The organism is bacterium (assembly GCA_036524115.1).
Taxonomy (GTDB): Bacteria; JAUVQV01; JAUVQV01; order JAUVQV01; family DATDCY01; genus DATDCY01.
The window spans coordinates 1-17,524 of sequence record DATDCY010000096.1 but is presented as its reverse complement, the minus strand read 5'-3'; the positions used below and the strand labels follow the sequence as shown (position 1 = coordinate 17,524).

At 71.5% G+C, this 17,524-nt stretch carries 12 protein-coding genes; 6 read left to right on the top strand and 6 right to left on the bottom strand.

Annotated elements, in window-relative coordinates; genetic code table 11:
• Together VI078_04580 and VI078_04575 are read right to left on the bottom strand one after the other, a co-directional pair.
• Positions 1–858: DUF4388 domain-containing protein (locus tag VI078_04580; GenBank protein ID HEY5998562.1), on the bottom strand; the 858-nt coding region annotated here is incomplete at its 3' end.
• Between the two features lie 3 nt (positions 859–861).
• Positions 862–2,823 carry a tetratricopeptide repeat protein gene (locus VI078_04575; protein HEY5998561.1) on the bottom strand — a complete coding sequence of 654 codons (1,962 nt, stop codon included), beginning with the start codon at positions 2,821–2,823 and terminating at the stop codon, positions 862–864.
• A gap of 178 nt (positions 2,824–3,001) precedes the next feature.
• Here VI078_04575 and VI078_04570 point away from each other — a divergent pair, with 178 nt between their 5' ends.
• Entirely contained in the window at positions 3,002–3,430 is a 429-nt protein-coding gene (locus VI078_04570; GenBank protein HEY5998560.1) for an OsmC family protein, read from the top strand.
• 673 nt (positions 3,431–4,103) lie between these two features.
• Here the strand turns inward: VI078_04570 and VI078_04565 are convergent.
• From VI078_04565 to VI078_04555, 3 genes are all read right to left on the bottom strand, one after another.
• Positions 4,104–5,546, bottom strand: coding sequence for a pitrilysin family protein (locus VI078_04565; protein ID HEY5998559.1), 1,443 nt, complete (start codon positions 5,544–5,546; stop codon positions 4,104–4,106).
• Positions 5,527–7,077 carry a pitrilysin family protein gene (locus tag VI078_04560; GenBank protein ID HEY5998558.1) on the bottom strand — a complete coding sequence of 517 codons (1,551 nt, stop codon included), beginning with the start codon at positions 7,075–7,077 and terminating at the stop codon, positions 5,527–5,529. Before VI078_04560 ends, VI078_04565 begins: the two co-directional genes overlap by 20 nt.
• A gap of 126 nt (positions 7,078–7,203) precedes the next feature.
• Positions 7,204–8,910, bottom strand: a complete 1,707-nt coding sequence (locus tag VI078_04555) for a hypothetical protein (protein HEY5998557.1) — start codon at positions 8,908–8,910, stop codon at positions 7,204–7,206.
• 242 nt (positions 8,911–9,152) lie between these two features.
• Here VI078_04555 and VI078_04550 point away from each other — a divergent pair, with 242 nt between their 5' ends.
• Positions 9,153–9,602, top strand: coding sequence for a rhodanese-like domain-containing protein (locus VI078_04550; protein ID HEY5998556.1), 450 nt, complete (start codon positions 9,153–9,155; stop codon positions 9,600–9,602).
• A gap of 108 nt (positions 9,603–9,710) precedes the next feature.
• On the opposite strand, the gene VI078_04545 is transcribed toward VI078_04550, so the two are convergent.
• Complete coding sequence (locus tag VI078_04545) at positions 9,711–11,765, bottom strand: cytochrome c3 family protein (GenBank protein HEY5998555.1); 2,055 nt, start codon at positions 11,763–11,765, stop codon at positions 9,711–9,713.
• Between the two features lie 209 nt (positions 11,766–11,974).
• On the opposite strand from VI078_04545, the gene galU reads away from it, so the two are divergent.
• The 4 genes from galU to VI078_04525 form a co-directional block, all read left to right on the top strand.
• The gene (galU, locus tag VI078_04540) at positions 11,975–12,892 is read left to right on the top strand and encodes a UTP--glucose-1-phosphate uridylyltransferase GalU (protein ID HEY5998554.1); all 918 of its coding nucleotides are present in this window, start codon (positions 11,975–11,977) and stop codon (positions 12,890–12,892) included.
• Between the two features lie 14 nt (positions 12,893–12,906).
• Positions 12,907–13,377, top strand: coding sequence for an Hsp20/alpha crystallin family protein (locus tag VI078_04535; protein HEY5998553.1), 471 nt, complete (start codon positions 12,907–12,909; stop codon positions 13,375–13,377).
• Entirely contained in the window at positions 13,374–15,767 is a 2,394-nt protein-coding gene (gene lon / locus VI078_04530) for an endopeptidase La (protein ID HEY5998552.1), read from the top strand. The genes VI078_04535 and lon overlap by 4 nt, the downstream gene beginning before the upstream one ends.
• Before the next feature lie 559 nt (positions 15,768–16,326).
• Positions 16,327–17,524: Re/Si-specific NAD(P)(+) transhydrogenase subunit alpha (locus tag VI078_04525; GenBank protein ID HEY5998551.1), on the top strand; the 1,198-nt coding region annotated here is incomplete at its 3' end.

The window sequence follows — 17,524 nt, the reverse complement described above, 5'->3', positions numbered from 1 at the left end:
GGCGCCGGCGGGGGCGGGCGCCGCGGCCGTCCGCGCGACCGCGCGCTGGCGCACCAGCCCGAGCGAGATCAGCCCGTAGAGCACCTTGCAGGTCTCGAACTCGCCAAGCTGGCCGATGTCGATCAGGTCCTGGACCGTCCGCTCGCCGTCCACGAGCGCAAGCAGCGCGCTCTCCCGCTGCCCGAGCCCCTCGCCCCCGGGCGCGGTCGCGGCGGCCGCGGCCGGCGCGGGCTCCTCGCCGTCGTCGACGATCGCCATCAGCTCCTCGATGTCCGCCTTCGCCGGCCTCCCGGGCCGCGCCGGGAGCGTCGCCGGCGCGCCCGAGACCCGCTCGAAGACCACCTGGAAGTTCGGGATCTTGCGCTCGAGGATCGGCCACTCGTCGATCATCCGGACGCCTTCCATGAGGACCAGCTCGGCCGGCACCGGGGCGTAGATCTCGCGGTCGAAGGTGACCGGCTCCGGGCTGAAGTGGTAGCTGCCCTCCTGCCAGCGGAAGAGCCGGTAGACGCTCTCCTTGACCTGCAGCTGCAGCGCCTGGCGCAGCTCCTGCTGCGAGATCAGCTTCTGCTCGACGAGGACGTAGCCGAGCCGCTGGCCCGTGCCCTGCTGCACCTCCATCGCCCGCGCCAGCTGCTCCTGGCTCAGGCGCCGCGTGCGCAGGAGCACGTTGCCGAGGCGCTCGTTCTCCGTGCGCTGGAACTCGTCGGCGAAGACGATCATGCCCTTCTCGAACGAGACCGTCACCAGCCGGCCGCCCTCGCCGCGCACGGTGAGCACGCCGGTCTTCTTCTGGTGGCCGACCAGTTGCAGGATGTCGGCCAGCCCGAAGTCGCTGAACGTCCCCTCCAATGCCACCGGTTACTCCTCCATGCGGAAGGTCAGCCAGAGGCTCAGCGCCCAGAGCACCACGAAGAGCCCGATCCCCACGCCGGACGCCCACGCCGCCGCGGGGCCGGCGAGGCTCCAGGGCGAGGGGTAGCCGCCGCCGAAGAGCGGCCGCGCCTCGAGGAAGGACGCCGGCAGCAGGAAGAGCAGGCCGGCCCGGAAGCGCCCCGCCGAGAGGTGGCCGCCCCCGGGTGCGAGCGCGGCGCAGACCAGGTGGCGCACGCGCACGCGGCGGCGCCAGGCCTTGATCTCGCCCATCTTCTGCACCCGCACCCGCGCGTCCACCCCCTCCTTCTTGACGAAGATGTGGTGGCACTGCGAGCACAGCTCGCCGCGCCGGCCCGGCTGGCAGCGCGGGCAGAAGAGCTTGCCGCAGCGCTGGCACTCCCCCGCCGGCGTGCGCCGCAGCCGCCAGAAGCCGAGGCCGGCGCTCGCGAGCGCCAGCGCGATCACCACCGCGGGCCAGACGTGGATCGGCGCGCCGAGCATCAGCGCACCCCAGACGTGATCGACCGCCGCCTCCTCCTCGTCGCCGCGCGTCCGGGCCATCTTCCAGAGCGCCGGCAGGGCCGGCAGCGCGTCGGCGGTCGCGCCCTTGACGCGCGCGGCATCCAGCCCCGCGTAGAACGCCGCGGCGTCCGGGTCGAGCTCGCCGCTGCGGCGGGCCTCGGCCTCGCCCTCGGCGAACTTGAAGCTCTCACGGTAGGAGACGGCCAGATTGCGGTGCGGCGCGAAGAGCCCGGGGGCGAGTTCCGCGGCCTTGCTGAAGTCCGCGATGGCGCCGGCGAGGTCCTGGCGCGCGAAGGCGACGGTGCCGAGGTTGTTCCAGAGCGAGGCGTCCCCCGGCGCGACCTGCAGCCCGGCGCGGAGGGCCGCCTCCGCGTCGTCGAGGTTCCCAAGGTGGCGCGCCGCCAGCGCGAGCGCCGTCACGGTGGGGACCCCGGCGCTCCCCCGCTCGGCCTCCGCCTTGAGCACCGCGTGGTCCGCGGCCGTCCAGTTGCCCTCGCGGACCTGCACCACCGCACCGAGCACCGGCCGCTCGGAGGTCGTGAGGAGCACCGCCCGCTCGCGCGTCAGCACCGGCAGCGCGAGGAGGAACAGGGCGCCGAGGACGACGAGCACCCGGGCGGGCGTCGGGAAATAGGGCCACAGCAGGAGCGCGGCGACGATGACCCACCACCAGGGCGAGAGGCCGAGCAGCACCGGCAGGGCGAGCACCCCCCACGCGAAGAACGCGCGCAGCCGCGGCGTGCCGAAGACCGTGGCCTCGCGCAGGTCGTGGACCAGGCTCGGCGCGGCGACGACGGCGGCGACGAGCAGCGAGAAGGCGAAGAAGAACGAGAGCCCGGCGACCGCCGTCCCGAGCAGGTTCTCCCGCAGCCAGACCTGGAGCCGGAAGCTGCGGCCGATGGCGCGCGCGGCACCCCGCAGCTCGTCGATGATCGGCACGACGTTGATCGGGTTGCGCCGCAGCGCCAGGAGAGCCCCGGTCGTGTAGACCGTCAGCTCGTCGGGTGCCAGGCGCCGGGCCCACCCGAGTGCCTTCGCCGCCTGGGCCCAGTCCCCCGTGCGCATGCGGCGGGACGCTTCGCGCACCAGCACCGTCCCGTACTCGGGGAGGTTGCGCACCCCGCGCTCGGCGGCGGTCGCGACGAGCAGGCCCAGCTGCTCCTCGGCGCGATCGGCCTCGCCGATCTGGAGGTACTTCTCGCGCGCGAACCAGATGGTCTCGAAATCACCCCGCGCCGATGCCGCCGCCTTCGGGACGGCGGCCGACTCCCGCGGCGCCAGCGCCGAGGCGCTCGTCTCCTCGCGCAGCAGATCGCGGGTGCGCGGGGTGTCCTGCAGGAGGTCGTGCGTGACGACCGCCGGCGCCGGCAGAGGCGCGCTTGCGACGAGTGCCGCCACAAGGACGCCCCAGAGCCGTCGCCTCAAGCCTCCGCCTCCCTCAGAATGGGAAAACGCATTGATGTCGCGCGATTATCAAGGGGAATGACCCTGCGTGTCAAACGGCACGGTCCCGCGGCGGGCGCCCCGGCAGGAACCGATGGCCGCGCGGCCGGCCGGGAGCTACAATGCGGCATCGGCTCGCGGCAACGGGAGGGGGAAGGACATGGAGGCGAAGGTGACGTTCTGCGGCGGCATGCGCTTCGTCGGGCAGGCCGACTCGGGCCACGCGGTGGTCATGGACACGGGCGAGTCCAGCGGCGGGCTCGACAGCGCCGTCCGGCCCAACGAACTGCTGCTGCTCGGGCTTGCCGGGTGCACGGGGATGGACGTGATCTCGATCCTGCGCAAGAAGCGCCAGGACGTGACCGGCCTGGAGCTGGTGGTGCGCGGCGAGCTGTCCACGGAGCCGCCCAAGCGCTTCGTGGGGATCTCGGTCGAGTACCGGGTGCGCGGTCGCGGGGTCGACCCGGCGGCGGTGGCGCGGGCGGTGGAACTCTCGGAGACGAAGTACTGCTCGGTCGGCCTGACGCTGCGCGCGCCGGTGCCGATCACGAGCACGATCACGCTGCTGCCGCCGGAGGACCCGTCCTAATGCAGCACGGGGGCCGGCGAGGGCTCTTTCCGCCCTGGCGGCGGTGCGGTCCTTGCCGTCGCGAGTCTGCGAGTGGCGGTGGCGCGGCGTACACCAGTACGCCTCCGCGCGCCCATCCCCGCTGCCTTGCCAGGACGAAATGATCCGCTCCCCGGCGACCCGCGCAGCGGATGCAGTCGTGCCTGTGCCGGGCCACGGCCCGGGGGCGCCCGTTCGCTTCCGTCTCGCAACACGTCCACGTGCCGCGGGGGCGGGGGGCTGTCGGGCGTGCGCTGAGTTGCGCGCTCGACCGCAGCCCGTCCGGCCCTGCGCTCGAAACGCATAACTCGCCCCTGCGGGGCTCAAACAATGCGTTTCGCCCCGGCGGGGACGCTCCGGTCCGGCCGCTGCGGTTCCCTCGCGCTCCACAATGCGCGCGCCCGACAGCCCCCCGCCCCCGCTCCGTCCCAGGCCGTACCGGTGAACAGGGCCACGGCCCGGGGGCGCCTGTGAACGGCCATCAGTCGCCGGCCGGGTCAGTGAAGTGCCGAGGTGCCGGCGACTGGGCTGTCGCGCCAGCCGGTGAAGGCTCTCGACTCCTGAGGACAACAGGGCGCGACTAAAGAGAACAGGCGCCGCCGGGCCGGGGCCCGGCATTGCCATGCGGCACCGACCGGCCCGCGCAGTGCCCGGGCTAGTACCGGCGCAGCGTGACCTTCGTCACCGGGCCCAGCTCTGCCAGCGGCGCGATCGCGGCCTCCTCGCCGACGGCGACCACCGAGAGCGCCTCCGGGTGCAGCAGGCGGGCGGCCGCGGCCCGCACGTCCTCGAGCGACACGGCCTCGATGCGGTCGCGGTAGCGCTCGAGGAAGTCCGCGGGCAGGCCGTCGTACTCGAACGACATCCGCTGCGCCACCACCTCGCGCGTGCCGTCGACGGAGAAGATCAGGTTGTTCACGATCGCGTCCTTGGCCCGGCGCAGCTCGGCGGCCGTGACCCCCTCGTCCCGCACGCGCCCGATGATCCCGCGCATCAGCCGCGCGGCCTCCAGCGCGCTGGCGCTCTTGGTCATGCAGTACGCCCCGAAGACCCCGTAGCCGATGTCCCCGCGGTAGAAGCTGCCAACGCTGTAGGCCAGCCCGCGGTTCGAGCGGATCTCGGACGTCAGCCGCGAGCCGAAGCCGGAGCCGCCGAGGATGTGGTCGACCACCGAGAAGGCGTAGAAGTCGGGCGAGTCCTTGGGCGGCGCCAGGTGCCCCATGATGATCGTCGCCTGCGGCAGCTTCTTCGCCGCCAGATACACCCCGGCCTGCGGCGGCCGCGACGGCACCGGGAAGACCGGCGCCGCGCCCCCCGCCGGCTGCCAATCGCCGAAGTGCCGGCGCAGCAGCGCCAGCAGCTCCTCCTCGTCGAAGCGGCCGCTGATCCCGAGGATCGTGCGGTCGGGCCGGAAGGACCGGGCGTGGAAGTCCACGATGTCGTCGCGCGTGATCGCCGCCGTCATCTCGGGGGTCGGCTGCCGGCCGCGCGGGTCGTCTCCGTAGACCGCCGTCCGGAACTCGCGGAAGGCGATGTCGTTGGGCTCGTCGTTGCTGCGGCGGATCTCCTCGATGCGGCGGCGGCGGGCGCGTTCGAGCTCCGCCGCGTCGAAGACCGGGCGGCGCAGCACCTCCGCGAGCAGCTCGATCCCGACCCCGAGGTCCGGCGAGAGCACCGAGAGCGACGCCGTCCCCGACTGCCGGCCGATGCCGGTCTCGATGGACGCCCCGAGCGACTCGAGGCGCCGGCTCAGCTCCGGGCCGCTGAAGGCGGCGGTGCCGCCGGTGCGCATCAGGCGCCCGGTCAGCTCCGCGAGGTCGACCTTGTCGGCGGGCTCCAGCACGCCCCCCGTGCGCACCAGCGCCTGGACCGTGACGAGCGGCACCTCCGTGTCGCGCAGCAGGAACACGACGAGGCCGTTCTCGAGCACCACGCGCTTCGGCTGCGGCGGCGCCAGCGCCAGCGTCGCAAAGCGCATCGCGCGCGGGTCGTCGCGCAGCGCGTCCGGGGCCGGCGCCCCCGCGCAGCCTCCCAGCGCGAGCGCGACGCAGGCGACGAGCAGCGAAAAGGGGACAGATCTATTTTTCGTCAGGCGCATCCGCCCCTGCTTGCGTCGTCTCGATCACCGCGACGGTCCGGTTCTCGCGGCGCAGGTACTTCGCCGCGACCGCCTGGATGTCGGCCGGCGTGATCGCCTCGAGCCGGTCCAGGTGGGTCGTCAGGTACCGCCAGTCGCCGGCCACCGTCGCGTAGTAGCCGAGGGTCGCGGCCATCCCCTCGTTCGACTGCAGACCGCGCACGAGATCGGCGCGCAGCTGGTTCTTGACGCGCTGCAGCTCCTCGGGCGCCGCCGGCTCGGCGATGAGGCGGGCGAGCTCGGCGTCGATGGCCGCCTCGACCTCGCCGGCCGTGTGCGGGGCGCGCGGCGTCGCGCCGACCGTGAAAAGGTTGTCGTAGCGCCCCCCGGGCAGGCCGTTGCTGCTCGAGACGGAGACGGCCACCTGCGTCTCCTCGACGAGGCGCCGGTACAGCCGCGAAGTGCGGCCGGTGGTCAGCAGGCCGTCGATCAGGTCGAAGACGTAGTCCTCGAACGTCGGGAGCGTCGGCTTGTGCCAGCCGATGAGCAGCTCCGGCTGGGCGTCGGCCGCCAGCGCGACCCGGCGCTCGCCGCGCTGCTCGGGCTCGGGCGTCGCCGTGTCGGGCGGGAGCGGCTGCGCGGGGATCGACCCGAAGGCGGCGCGCACGAGCGCGAGGAACGCGGCCGGGTCCACGTCGCCGACAACCGCGAGCACCGTGTTGTTCGGCGCATACCACGTGCGGAAGAACCGCTCGGCCTGCGGCGCGCGCAGGTACCGCACGTCCCCGTCCCAGCCGATGACCGGCCGGCGGTAGGGGTGCGCGAAGAAGGCCGACGCGAAGAGCAGCTCGTAGAGCTTGCGCGAGGGGTCGCTCTCGTAGGACTGGCGGCGCTCCTCGCGCACGACCTCGCGCTCGGAATAGAACTCGCGCATGACCGGCTCGCGCAGCCGCTCGGACTCGATCCGCGCCCAGAGCGGCAGCCGGTTGGCGGGGAGGCTGATCTTGTAGGCCGTGACATCCACGCCCGTGCTCGCATTGAAGCCCTGCTCGCCGTTTTCGGTGTAGATCGCGTCGATCTCGTCCTTGACGACGTACTTCCGCGCCTCGGCCTGGGCCGCCGCGAGGCGCGCCTCCAGGTCGGCGACGCGCGCGGCGTCCGCCGCCGCGCCGCGGCGCCTCTCGGCGTCGAGCTCGCCGACGATCCCCTCGATGCGCTCGAGCAGCGGGCGCTCGGCGGCCCAGTCGCGGGTGCCCAGGGTGCGCGTGCCCTTGAACATCATGTGCTCGAGCAGGTGCGCCAGGCCGCTCGCACCCTCGGCCTCCTGCGCCGAGCCGACCCGGAACTGCATGGAGAGCGAGACCGTCGGCGACTGGTGCCGCGGCAGGACGATCACCCGCAGGCCGTTGGGCAGGGTCTCCTCGACGATGCGCGACTCCAGGTCGATCGCGACCTTCTCCGCGGCGGACACGGCTGCCGCCGCGGGCGCGGCCGGGCCGCCGGCCAGCACGAGCAGCCCGACGAGCAGCGCCGCCGACCGCGTCACACGCATGAGCACGCCTCCTCCTGTCCCCTGCACGCCCTTTGACGCCGCCGATTGAACAGAGTTCCCGCGCCGGCTGTCAAGCCGCCCTCGCCGGGGCCGGCGCTTCAGCGCCTGGCGCCGGCCGGGACGGGTTCAGCGCACCTCCGTGGTGACGAGCCTCGGGCCGTCGACGACGATGCCGAACTGCTTCTCCACGCCGGAACGGTAGGCGGTGCGGTCCGGATCGAGCACCGCCACCGAGACTCTGTGGCGCCCCGGTCGCAGCTCCTCGAGCGGGATCTCCTGGTGAAACTGCAGGTAGTGCCTGTCTGGACCGCCCCCAGCGTCCGAGCGGCCAAGGCAGAACTCCCGTTGCAGCGCCGGGTAGAGGCGGCCGTCAACGGCCAGCCAGACGCGGGACCCATTCCCGTCCTCATGGGTGCTCGAGACCCAGCCGGACAACTGCACGTGCTGCGCCCCGCCGCGCTCCCGGAAGGCCGGCTGGTTCACACCGTGGGCGAGCTCTCCGGGACGCCTGCGCAGCCCGGCGAGCGGCGGAGCGCGCCGCTCCCCGATCTTCTTGCGCAGCGTAAACCACAGGTGGGGGCTCGGCTGCACGGGGATGCGCAGGCGTTCGCCGCCGGGCAGGGACTCGAAGACCGCGACCTGGTCCGCCCACCGCGTGTCGAGGTGCCTCTCGTACTGAAAGTCGCCGGGGATCCCGACGGTCAGCGCCGGCACCGCCAGCGCCGCGCCGAGCCAGCGCAGCGGGCCGCCCCGCAGGCAGAGCAGGAGCGTGGCATAGAGCACGAACAACGTCGCGTACAGATAGTAGCGCGGCCCGAAACTCGGCGCGAGCCAGTGTTCCAGACCGTTCGAAGGAAAGAGGAAGGAGAGCGCGACGGTCGCGCCGGCGAGGTAGAGCAGGCCGCCCAGCGCGCGGTGGCGCCGGCGGATGACGAAGGCGATCAGCACGCCGACAACCGCCACTGCGAGGAGCTGTGCGCCGCGGTTGGCCGCCAGGTCGGCCGCCCACCGTGCGTCGGTCATCCTTTCGATGCCGAGCACGGAGTTGTAGAAGACATGGGTCGAGATGATCTGGAGCCACTGCGACAGCGTCACCGGGCCGCCGGCGTCGGCCGCGACGCGCCCCGAAATCGCCATGATGGGAAGCTGGACCACAGCCCCCGCCGCCAGGACCGCCGCCGTGGCGATCCGCCAGCCTCGCGCCCCGTCACGCCTTCCCGCGAGGAGGGTCCACGCCGCGACCGGAAGGAGGACGATGCCGAACGGACCCGTCAGCCCGAACACGGCCAGCAGGCAGAGCTCCGCCGCTTGAACCCGGCGGCTGGCGGGCCGATCGGCGAGGAGGACCAGCAGGGCGGCGAGGGCGAGGTTCGACTGACTGTTGGCCAGATTGACGTAGGTCTCGTACGAGTTGGGCGCGGCCACGTAGATCGCCGCCGCGGCCAGGCGCGCGAGCGGGCTCGGAAGATACCTGCCGAGCCTGCCGCTGAGCAGGTAGAAGATCGGCAGCGCCTGCACCGCGCACGCGGCCAGGTTGAACACCAGCGGCGCCCACGAGAGCGGCAGGAGCAGGGCCAGCCCCGCGACGAGCCGACCGAAGGTGTACAGGTAGCCGGACGCGGGCGTGACCAGGGAGCGGACGAAGCCCTCCTCCCACGACTGGTTGAAGAGGACCGAGGCGTCCTCCGCCCAGAACTGCGGGTTGAGGAAGTGCCCCGGCTCCCTCAGGACCAGGGCCGCCGTGAGGGCGGAACCGGCCAGCCAGAACCACCGCCGCGACAACCGCACGGGATCCAGGCTGCCGGCGCGCGCATCGCCGCTTGCCACCGACATCCGCGGCATCATATCAGGCCGACCGCCCGCGGTGGGCAGCCGGCGAGCGCCGACGGCGACCGGGCCGGCGGACGCGACGAAGGTTCTCCAACGGCATTTGCCGAAGCACGGCCCTCGTGGCATGATTATGGATTGCCCGCCGCCCCCGGACGGCGGGCCCACGGTGGGGAGGCCCCGCGGGCGCCGGGAGCGGCGCGGCGGGGCCGCCGGGTCCGGGTGGATATGAAAGGAGCACTGGAACCGTGTTGAAGAGGATCGACAGGAACCGAACCCTCGGCGCAGCCCTCCTGGCAGCCTGCCTGCTGGCCGGCGCGGCGGGCGCGGCGGGCGCCGCGGAGGCCCCGGCCCCGGCGGCCAGCCAGAAGATGATCGACGACAAGGCTTCCCTGCCGGTGGCGGAGGCGCGGAAGCTCATGGCCGATCACAAGGACCTGCTGCTGGTCGACGTGCGCGCCCCCCAGGAGTACGCCCAGGGCTACATCGAGGGCTCGCGGAACATCCCGTTCATCGACATCATGGAGGGACGCCACTCGCTGCCGAAGGACGCGCCGATCCTGCTCATCTGCTCGATCGGCGGCCGCAGCTTCGCGGCGGTGCAACTGCTGCAGGAGAAGGGGTACACGCAGGTCTACAACCTCGACGGCGGCATCAACGCCTGGCGCCGCGCGACCCAGCCGCTCAAGACCCAGTAGCGCACCGCCGGGCGCGCCGCCCGGCCGCAGATCCCGGAAAAGAAGACGGCCGGTGCGGGGCGCCCGCCCCGCACCGGCCGCGACCTCAGACGCGGGCCGCGCCCGCCCCTAGTGGACGAACCAGACCGAGATCATCAGCAGCAGCAGCGCCAACCCGATGGTCAGCGCCGTCATCCCGAAGATGCGCGCGGCCTTGTACTGCCAGGGCAGCACGTGCATCCCCATGCGCTTCTCCAGCTCGCCCGAGGCCAGCACCCGCTCGTACTCCATCGGCCGCTCGTGCTTGAGCTCGTCGAGGTGCACGCGCCCGGTGAAGATCACGAAGTCCATCGGGAACTTCTCCGGCCGCAGGTGGCTGTTGAAGAAGTGGATCGCGAAGATGAAGCCCGTGGCCAGGATCGCCTCGTCGGAGTGGATGATCATCGCGATGTTGAAGGCCCACCCGGGCAGCGCCTTCGCGGCGAGCGTCGGGAACCAGAGCACGAGCCCCGAGAGCCCGATCATCCCGACGCCCCAGAAGACCGCCCAGTAGTCGAACTTCTCCCAGTAGGTGTAGCGGTCGTACTTCGGCCGCGGGCCGGCGCCGAAGAACCACTTGATCGTCCCGATCAGGTCGTCGAGGTCCTTGAGCTGGGGCACCATCGAGTTCGGGCCGACGAACATGCCCTGCTCGCCCTTGAGGACCCTGCGGAAGATCTTGCCCAGGTGCAGGGCGAAGTAGGTGAAGGTCACGACGCCCATCGCCCGATGCACGAAGCCGGCGGTCTCGAAGCCGCCGAGGAAGGAGGCGAGCGTCCGCGCCCAGTGCGTGTAGCTGAACTTCAGCGGCAGCCCGGTCATCGCGAGCGTGAGGAAGCTGACGATGATCAGGAAGTGCAGCGCGCGCTCGTAGAAGCCGAAGCGCCAGTACATCTTCTCCTCGGTGATCCGCAGCGGCGGGGCCTTGTGCTTCTCCTTGAGCGAGCGGATCAGCCAGAGCAGGGTGTGCAGGCCGAAGAAGCCGAAGGTGCCGAAGAGCAGCGCGGTCATGGTGTAGAAGGTGAAGAAGAGGATCGGGTACTTCTCGCGGTCCTTGTGGTCCGCGTGCGGCTGGTACTTCGTGAAGTTCTCGTTGGCGCCGGGGTGGCACTTGCGGCAGGTCTGGACCTTGTTCGCCCCCGGCGCGAGGATCGACTTGGGGTCGGAGGGCGGCAGGATGTTGTGCGAGCCGTGGCAGTCGCTGCAGCGGGCGACCTTGGCGTAGCCGAGGGTCGTGATCTGGCCGTGGTAGGTCTCGCGGTAGGTGTTGATGCGGTCGGCGTGGCAGTTGCCGCACTCCTGGAGGTTGTGCAGCTTCCAGTCCTCCTCGGTGATGCGGACGATCTCGTGCGAGTGGTGGCAGACCGTGCACGTCGGCGCCCCCTTGCCGGTGGGGAGCTTGGCGCCGCTGTCGAGCGCCTTGCCGTGCACGCTCTGGTTGAACTGCGCCAGCACGCCCTCGTGGCACGAGCCGCAGGTCTTGCGGATGTTCTGGTAGTTGATGCGCGACTTCGGGTCGGTGTGCGGCAGGATGTCGTGCGTGCCGTGGCAGTCGTTGCAGACGGCGGAGACGACCAGGCCCGAGCGCAGCAGCGCGCGGCCGTGGATGCTCTGCTTGTACTTCTGGTAGGGGTCGGCGACCGGGATATCGTACTTCTTCGCCAGCGCCGCGTTGCTGTGGCAGGCGCCGCAGGTCTCGGCGAGATTCAGCGGGTAGACCGTCGAGCGCTGATCCTTCGGCGAGAAGATGTTGTGCATGCCGTGGCAGTCGGGGCAGCGGGCGGCCTCCTTCACGCCGGACTTCTGGGCCATCCCGTGGATGCTGCCGTTGTAGACGGCCTGCACCTTGTCGTGGCACTGCGAGCAGTCGACCTTCTTCAGCGGCGCGTCGTGGGGCACGTCCTTGACGTCGGCGTGGCACTCCGTGCAGTCGAGGTCGGCGTGGACCGTCTGGTCGAAGAGCTTCTCGTCCACCGTCGGCCCGTCCGAGCCGTTGTGGCACTCGAAGCAGTCCGTCCGGCCGACCGCCGCCGCCGGCCCGGGTTGCATGATCCAGGCGGCCGCAACGACCGCAACCAGTCGAAAGAGGAACCAGAGGCTCCCCGGCGCGGTGCGCGCCCCCCGTGCTCCCGAAACTCGCTGCATGTGCGTCCTCCCTGGCTCTGCCCTGGCCCGGCGCGGCACCGGATCATCATTCACCGCGGAAAAACGTCGGAATTTTGCACAACCGCGCCCCGGGTGTCAAGAAACATTCGGCGCGCTTGACGGTGCGCCCCCGCACCGCCTACGATGGGCTGCGGCGGGACTCCCCGGTCCGCCACCCGGAACGTCTGCGAGCGCGAGGAGGCTTGGACGTGAGCGTCACCAAGGCGGTGTTCCCTGTCGGGGGCCTCGGCACCCGCTTCCTGCCGGCCACGAAAGCCTCGCCGAAGGAGATGCTGGCGCTCGTCGACAAGCCCCTGATCCAGTACGTGGTCGAGGAGGCGGCGCTCGCCGGCATCACCGACGCGGTCTTCGTCACCGGCCGCGGCAAGCGGGCCATCGAGGACCACTTCGACACCATCTTCGAGCTCGAGCACGCGCTTGACCGCAAGGGCAACCGCAAGCTGCTCGAGGAGGTCCGCAAGATCACGAACCTCGCCAACTTCGCCTACGTCCGCCAAGGCGAGCCGCTGGGGCTCGGGCACGCGATCCTCTGCGCCCGCAACCTGGTCGGCGACGAGCCGTTCGCCGTCCTCCTCGGCGACGACATCGTCAGCGGCCGCGTGCCCTGCCTGCGCCAGCTGATCGACGCCTACGAGCGGCTGGCCCGCTCCTCGGGTGAGGTCGTCGGCGGGGTCATCGCGGTCCAGCGCGTGCGCGGCCCCGAGATCTCCAGCTACGGCGTGATCAAGGCCGAGCCGGTGGCGGGGAGCAGGCGCCTCTTCCGCGTTCGGGGGCTCGTCGAGAAGCCCGCCCCGGACAAGGCCCCCTCCGACCTGGCCATCATCGGCCGCTACGTCCTGGCGCCGGCGATCTTCGAGTCCCTCGCCGTCACCCCGCGGGGCCGCGGGGGCGAGGTGCAGCTCACCGACGCGCTGCGCGACCTGACCGTCGAGCGCAACTACCCGCTCTACGCCGTGCTCTTCGAGGGACGCCGCTACGACGCCGGCGACAAGCTCGGCTTCCTGCAGGCGACCGTGGAGTTCGCGCTCGCCAACGCCGAGCTCGGCCCGCCGTTCCGCCGCTACCTGCGCGAGCTGCTGCGCCGGCGGCGGCCGGCCCGGGCCTAGGCGGGGAGGCCGTCATGGGATTCCGGCGCACGACCGCCGATCCGTTCGCCGGGGAACCGGAGGACGAGGACTTTCCGGGGCGGCCCGTCGCCGCGGGGCGGCCCGAGCACCCGGCGATCGAGGAGACGGAGTTCCCCGCGATCGACGTCTTCGAGACCGCCGGAGAGCTGATCGTCGAGGCGGAGCTGCCCGGCCTCGACGCTTCGCAGATCGGGGTCAGCGCCGGCGAGGGGCTGATCGTGATCGAGGGGTTCAAGGCGGAGGAGCCCGGCCCGAGCCGGGTCAACTTCCTCTGCATGGAGCGCACCTTCGGCCCGTTCCGGCGCGCGGTGCTCGCCGGGCGCGCCGTCGACGTCACCCGGGCCGCCGCGACGTATCGCGACGGCGTGCTCCAGGTGCGCGTGCCGAAGATCGAGGAACGGCGGGGCAGCCGCCGGGTGATCCCGGTGCAGACTGCCGGCGCCGAGGGGGGGGGCGAGCGATGAGCGGCACCAAGAAGGAAGAGGTCGTGAAGATCCCGAAGGAGCTGCCCGTGCTGCCCGTGCGGGACATCGTCGTCTTCCCCTACATGATCATTCCTCTGTTCGTCGCGCGGACGCTCTCGATCAGCGCGATCGACGAATCCCTCGCGAAGGACCGGATGATCTTCCTCGCGACCCAGCGCGACCAGACCGTCGAGGAGCCGGCGCCGGACCAGCTCTACCCGGTGGGCACGGCGGCGCTGATCATGCGCATGCTCAAGATGCCCGACGGGCGCATCAAGATCCTCGTCCAGGGGGTGGCGCGCGCCCGCATCGAGAAGGTCCTCCAGGAGGAGCCGTTCCTCAAGGTGCAGGTGCGCCGGCTGCGCGAGCACGAGGCGGCGCCCGGGGATCTGGAGATCGAGGCGCTCGTGCGCTCGGTCAAGGAGCAGATGCAGAAGGTCGCCGCGATGGGCAAGGCGGTGCTGCCGGACATCATGCTCGTCGCCGAGAACCTCGACGACCCGGGGCGCCTGGCCGACCTGCTGGGCTCCAACCTCGGCCTGCGGGTCCACGACGCGCAGGAGATCCTCGAGGTCGCCGACCCCGTCGCGCGCCTGCGCCGGGTCAACGAACTGCTCGCCAAGGAGATCAACCTCCTGGAGATGCAGGAGAAGATCCAGACGCGCGCCAAGGGCGAGATCGACAAGAGCCAGCGCGAGTACTACCTGCGCGAGCAGCTCAAGGCCATCCAGAAGGAGCTCGGCGACGCCGACGAGCGCTCGGGCGAGATGAGCGAGTACCGCTCGAAGGTCGAGGCGGCGGGAATGCCGGAGACCGTCCGCGCGCAGGCGCTCAAGCAACTCGACCGGCTCTCGCACATGCACCAGGACGCGGCCGAAGCCTCGATGCTGCGCACGTACCTCGACTGGCTCGTCGAGCTGCCCTGGAGCCGCGCGACGACCGACGTCCTCGACATCCCGGCGGCCGAGAAGGTGCTCGACGAGGACCACTACGACCTCGAGAAGGTCAAGACCCGCATCCTCGAGTACCTCGCGGTGCGCAAGCTGCGCGAGGAGATGAAGGGGCCGATCCTCTGCTTCGTCGGCCCGCCGGGCGTCGGCAAGACCTCGCTCGGCCGCTCGATCGCGCGGGCGCTGGGCCGCAAGTTCGCGCGCATCAGCCTCGGCGGCGTGCGCGACGAGGCCGAGATCCGCGGCCACCGCCGCACCTACGTCGGCGCGCTTCCCGGGAAGATCATCCAGGGGATCCACAGCGCCGGGTCGAACAACCCCGTCTTCATGCTCGACGAGATCGACAAGCTCGGCGCCGACTTCCGCGGCGACCCATCGGCGGCCCTGCTCGAAGTGCTCGACCCCGAGCAGAACAACAGCTTCACGGACCACTACCTGGGGCTGCCGTTCGACCTCTCGAAGGTGCTGTTCATCGCGACGGCGAACATGATGGACCCGATCCCCGGGCCCCTGAAGGACCGCATGGAGGTGCTCGTCATCCCCGGGTACACCGACGACGAGAAGCTGCACATCGCCCGGACCTACATCCTGCCGCGCCAGCTCAGGGAGCACGGTCTCGCGGCCGGGGCGGTGCGCGTCCCGGACGCCGTGTTCCTGAAGATCATCAACCAGTACACGCGCGAGGCCGGCCTGCGCAACCTCGAGCGCGAGGTCGCCTCGGTCTGCCGCAAGCTCGCGCGCAAGGTCGCCTCGGGCGAGAGCGGCCCCTTCGCGGTCACGCCGCGGCTCGTCGAGCAGTTCCTCGGGCCGCGCCGCTACTTCCACGAGGGGGAGCAGGAGAAGAGCGAGTGCGGCGTCGCCACCGGGCTGGCTTGGACGCCGACCGGCGGGGAGATCCTCTACGTCGAGACCACGCTGATGAAGGGGGGCAAGGGCCTCACGCTCACCGGCCAGCTCGGCGACGTGATGAAGGAGTCCGCGCAGGCCGCGGTCAGCTACGCGCGCTCGCGCGCCGACGCGCTCGGCATCGACCCCGACTTCCACGCGAAGCACGACATCCACATCCACGTGCCGGCGGGCGCGATCCCCAAGGACGGCCCCTCGGCGGGCGTCACGATCGCGACCTCGCTCATCTCGGCGCTCTCGAGCACGCCGGTGAACAAGGCGGTCGCGATGACCGGCGAGATCACCCTGCGCGGCCGGGTCCTGCCGATCGGCGGGCTCAAGGAGAAGGCCCTCGCGGCGCACCGCGCCGGGATCCGCACGATCATCGCTCCGGCGAAGAACGGCCCGGACCTCGAGGAACTCCCGCCGAAGATCCGGCGGAGCATGAAGTTCGTGCTCGTCGAGTCGATGGAGGAGGTCCTCGCGACGGCGCTGGTGGCTGCGGAGAAGGGCGCCGACCCCTCCTGCACCACCGACGCCGCCGTGGCAGGGTAGCCCTCGGCGTTCACGCGGGTATTTTCCGCCCCGGCGGCGTTGGCCCGCGCCTCGCTCGTGCGGCGTACGGCAGTACGCCTCCTCGCGGGCTTTGGGCCTGCCTTGCCGGGACGAAAAATCGCCGCATGACCGCGCGAGGGCAGCTTAGGCGCCGGGACGAGACCCGTGAGACCGTTGCCCTCGCTCCGCTGGGCGACGGAACGGTATCCGGGAGCATCGTGACGAGGCCGGATGGGCGTGCCGGGACCGTTGCCCTCGCTTCGCTGGGCGATGGAACGGTATTCGGAAAGCATCGTCACCCGTTGCCCTCGCTGCGCTGGGCGACGGAACTGTATTCGGAAAGCGTCGCCACCCGTTGCCCTCGCTCCGCTGGGCGACGGAACTGGATTGTCGGGAACGACATTTCATCATCAGTCGAGCGCCTTAGTTGACTGATATGCCTAAGTATAAGAATTTGCTGGATTATTACAGATGACGGTGGCATCCTCTGCGCTTCGTCACGCCCGGCGTTCCGGACGCGGCGGCAACGGAAGGGAACGAAGATGAGGGGAGCGTCGCGATGAAGATCGGGGTACCGAAGGAGATTCACCCGGGGGAGCGCCGCGTGGCGGTCTCTCCGGGCGTCGCCGCGAAGCTGATCGGTCTCGGCTTCCAGGTGATGGTCGAGGCCGGGGCCGGCGAGGCGTCCGACTTCTCGGATGAGGCCTATCGCGAGGCGGGCGCCGAGCTCGTCGCCGACACGCGCGCGCTCTGGGCCGCCGCCGACATCGTGCTCAAGGTCCGCGCCCCGGAGCACCACCCCCTGCTCAAGATCGACGCGGTCGAGCTGCTGCGCGAGGGCGCGTGCCTCATCAGCTTCGTCTGGCCGGCGCAGAACCCCGAGCTGCTCAAGCGCCTCGCGGCGCGCCGGGCGACGGTCCTGGCGATGGACTGCGTGCCGCGCATCTCGCGCGCCCAGAAGCTGGACGCGCTCAGTTCGATGGCGAACATCGCCGGCTACCGCGCGGTGGTCGAGGCGGCGCACCACTTCGGGCGCTTCTTCACGGGCCAGATGACGGCCGCGGGCAAGGTGCCGCCGGCCAAGGTCTTCGTCATCGGCGCGGGCGTCGCCGGGCTGGCGGCGATCGGGACGGCCGGGGGCCTGGGCGCGATCGTGCGCGCCAACGACACGCGCCCCGAGGTCGCCGACCAGATCAGGAGCATGGGCGCCGAGTTCCTCCCCGTCGACTACCAGGAGGAGGGCACCGGCACCGGCGGCTACGCCAAGATCATGAGCGAGGGCTACCAGAAGGCCCAGCGCGCGCTGTTCGCCAAGCAGGCGATGGACGTCGACGTCATCATCACGACCGCGCTCGTCCCCGGACGGCCGGCGCCGAAGCTGATCACCGCCGGCATGGTCGAGACCATGAAGCGCGGGAGCGTCATCGTCGACCTCGCCGCCGAGCAGGGCGGCAACTGCGAGCTGACGGTGCCGGGCGAGGTCGTCGTGCGCCACGGCGTCACGATCATCGGCTACACCGACCTGCCCAGCCGGCTGGCGCGCCAGGCGAGCACGATGTACGCCACGAACCTGCTGCGCCTGCTCGAGGAGCTCTGCCCGGCGAAGGACGGCGTCATCAACGTGAACATGGAGGACGAGGTGATCCGCGGGACCACGGTCCTCAGGGACGGCGTGGTCACGTGGCCGCCCCCGCCGCCGAAGCCGACCGCGGCCCCGGCGCCGCACATGGCCGCCGTCGCGCCGCCGCCCCCGCCCC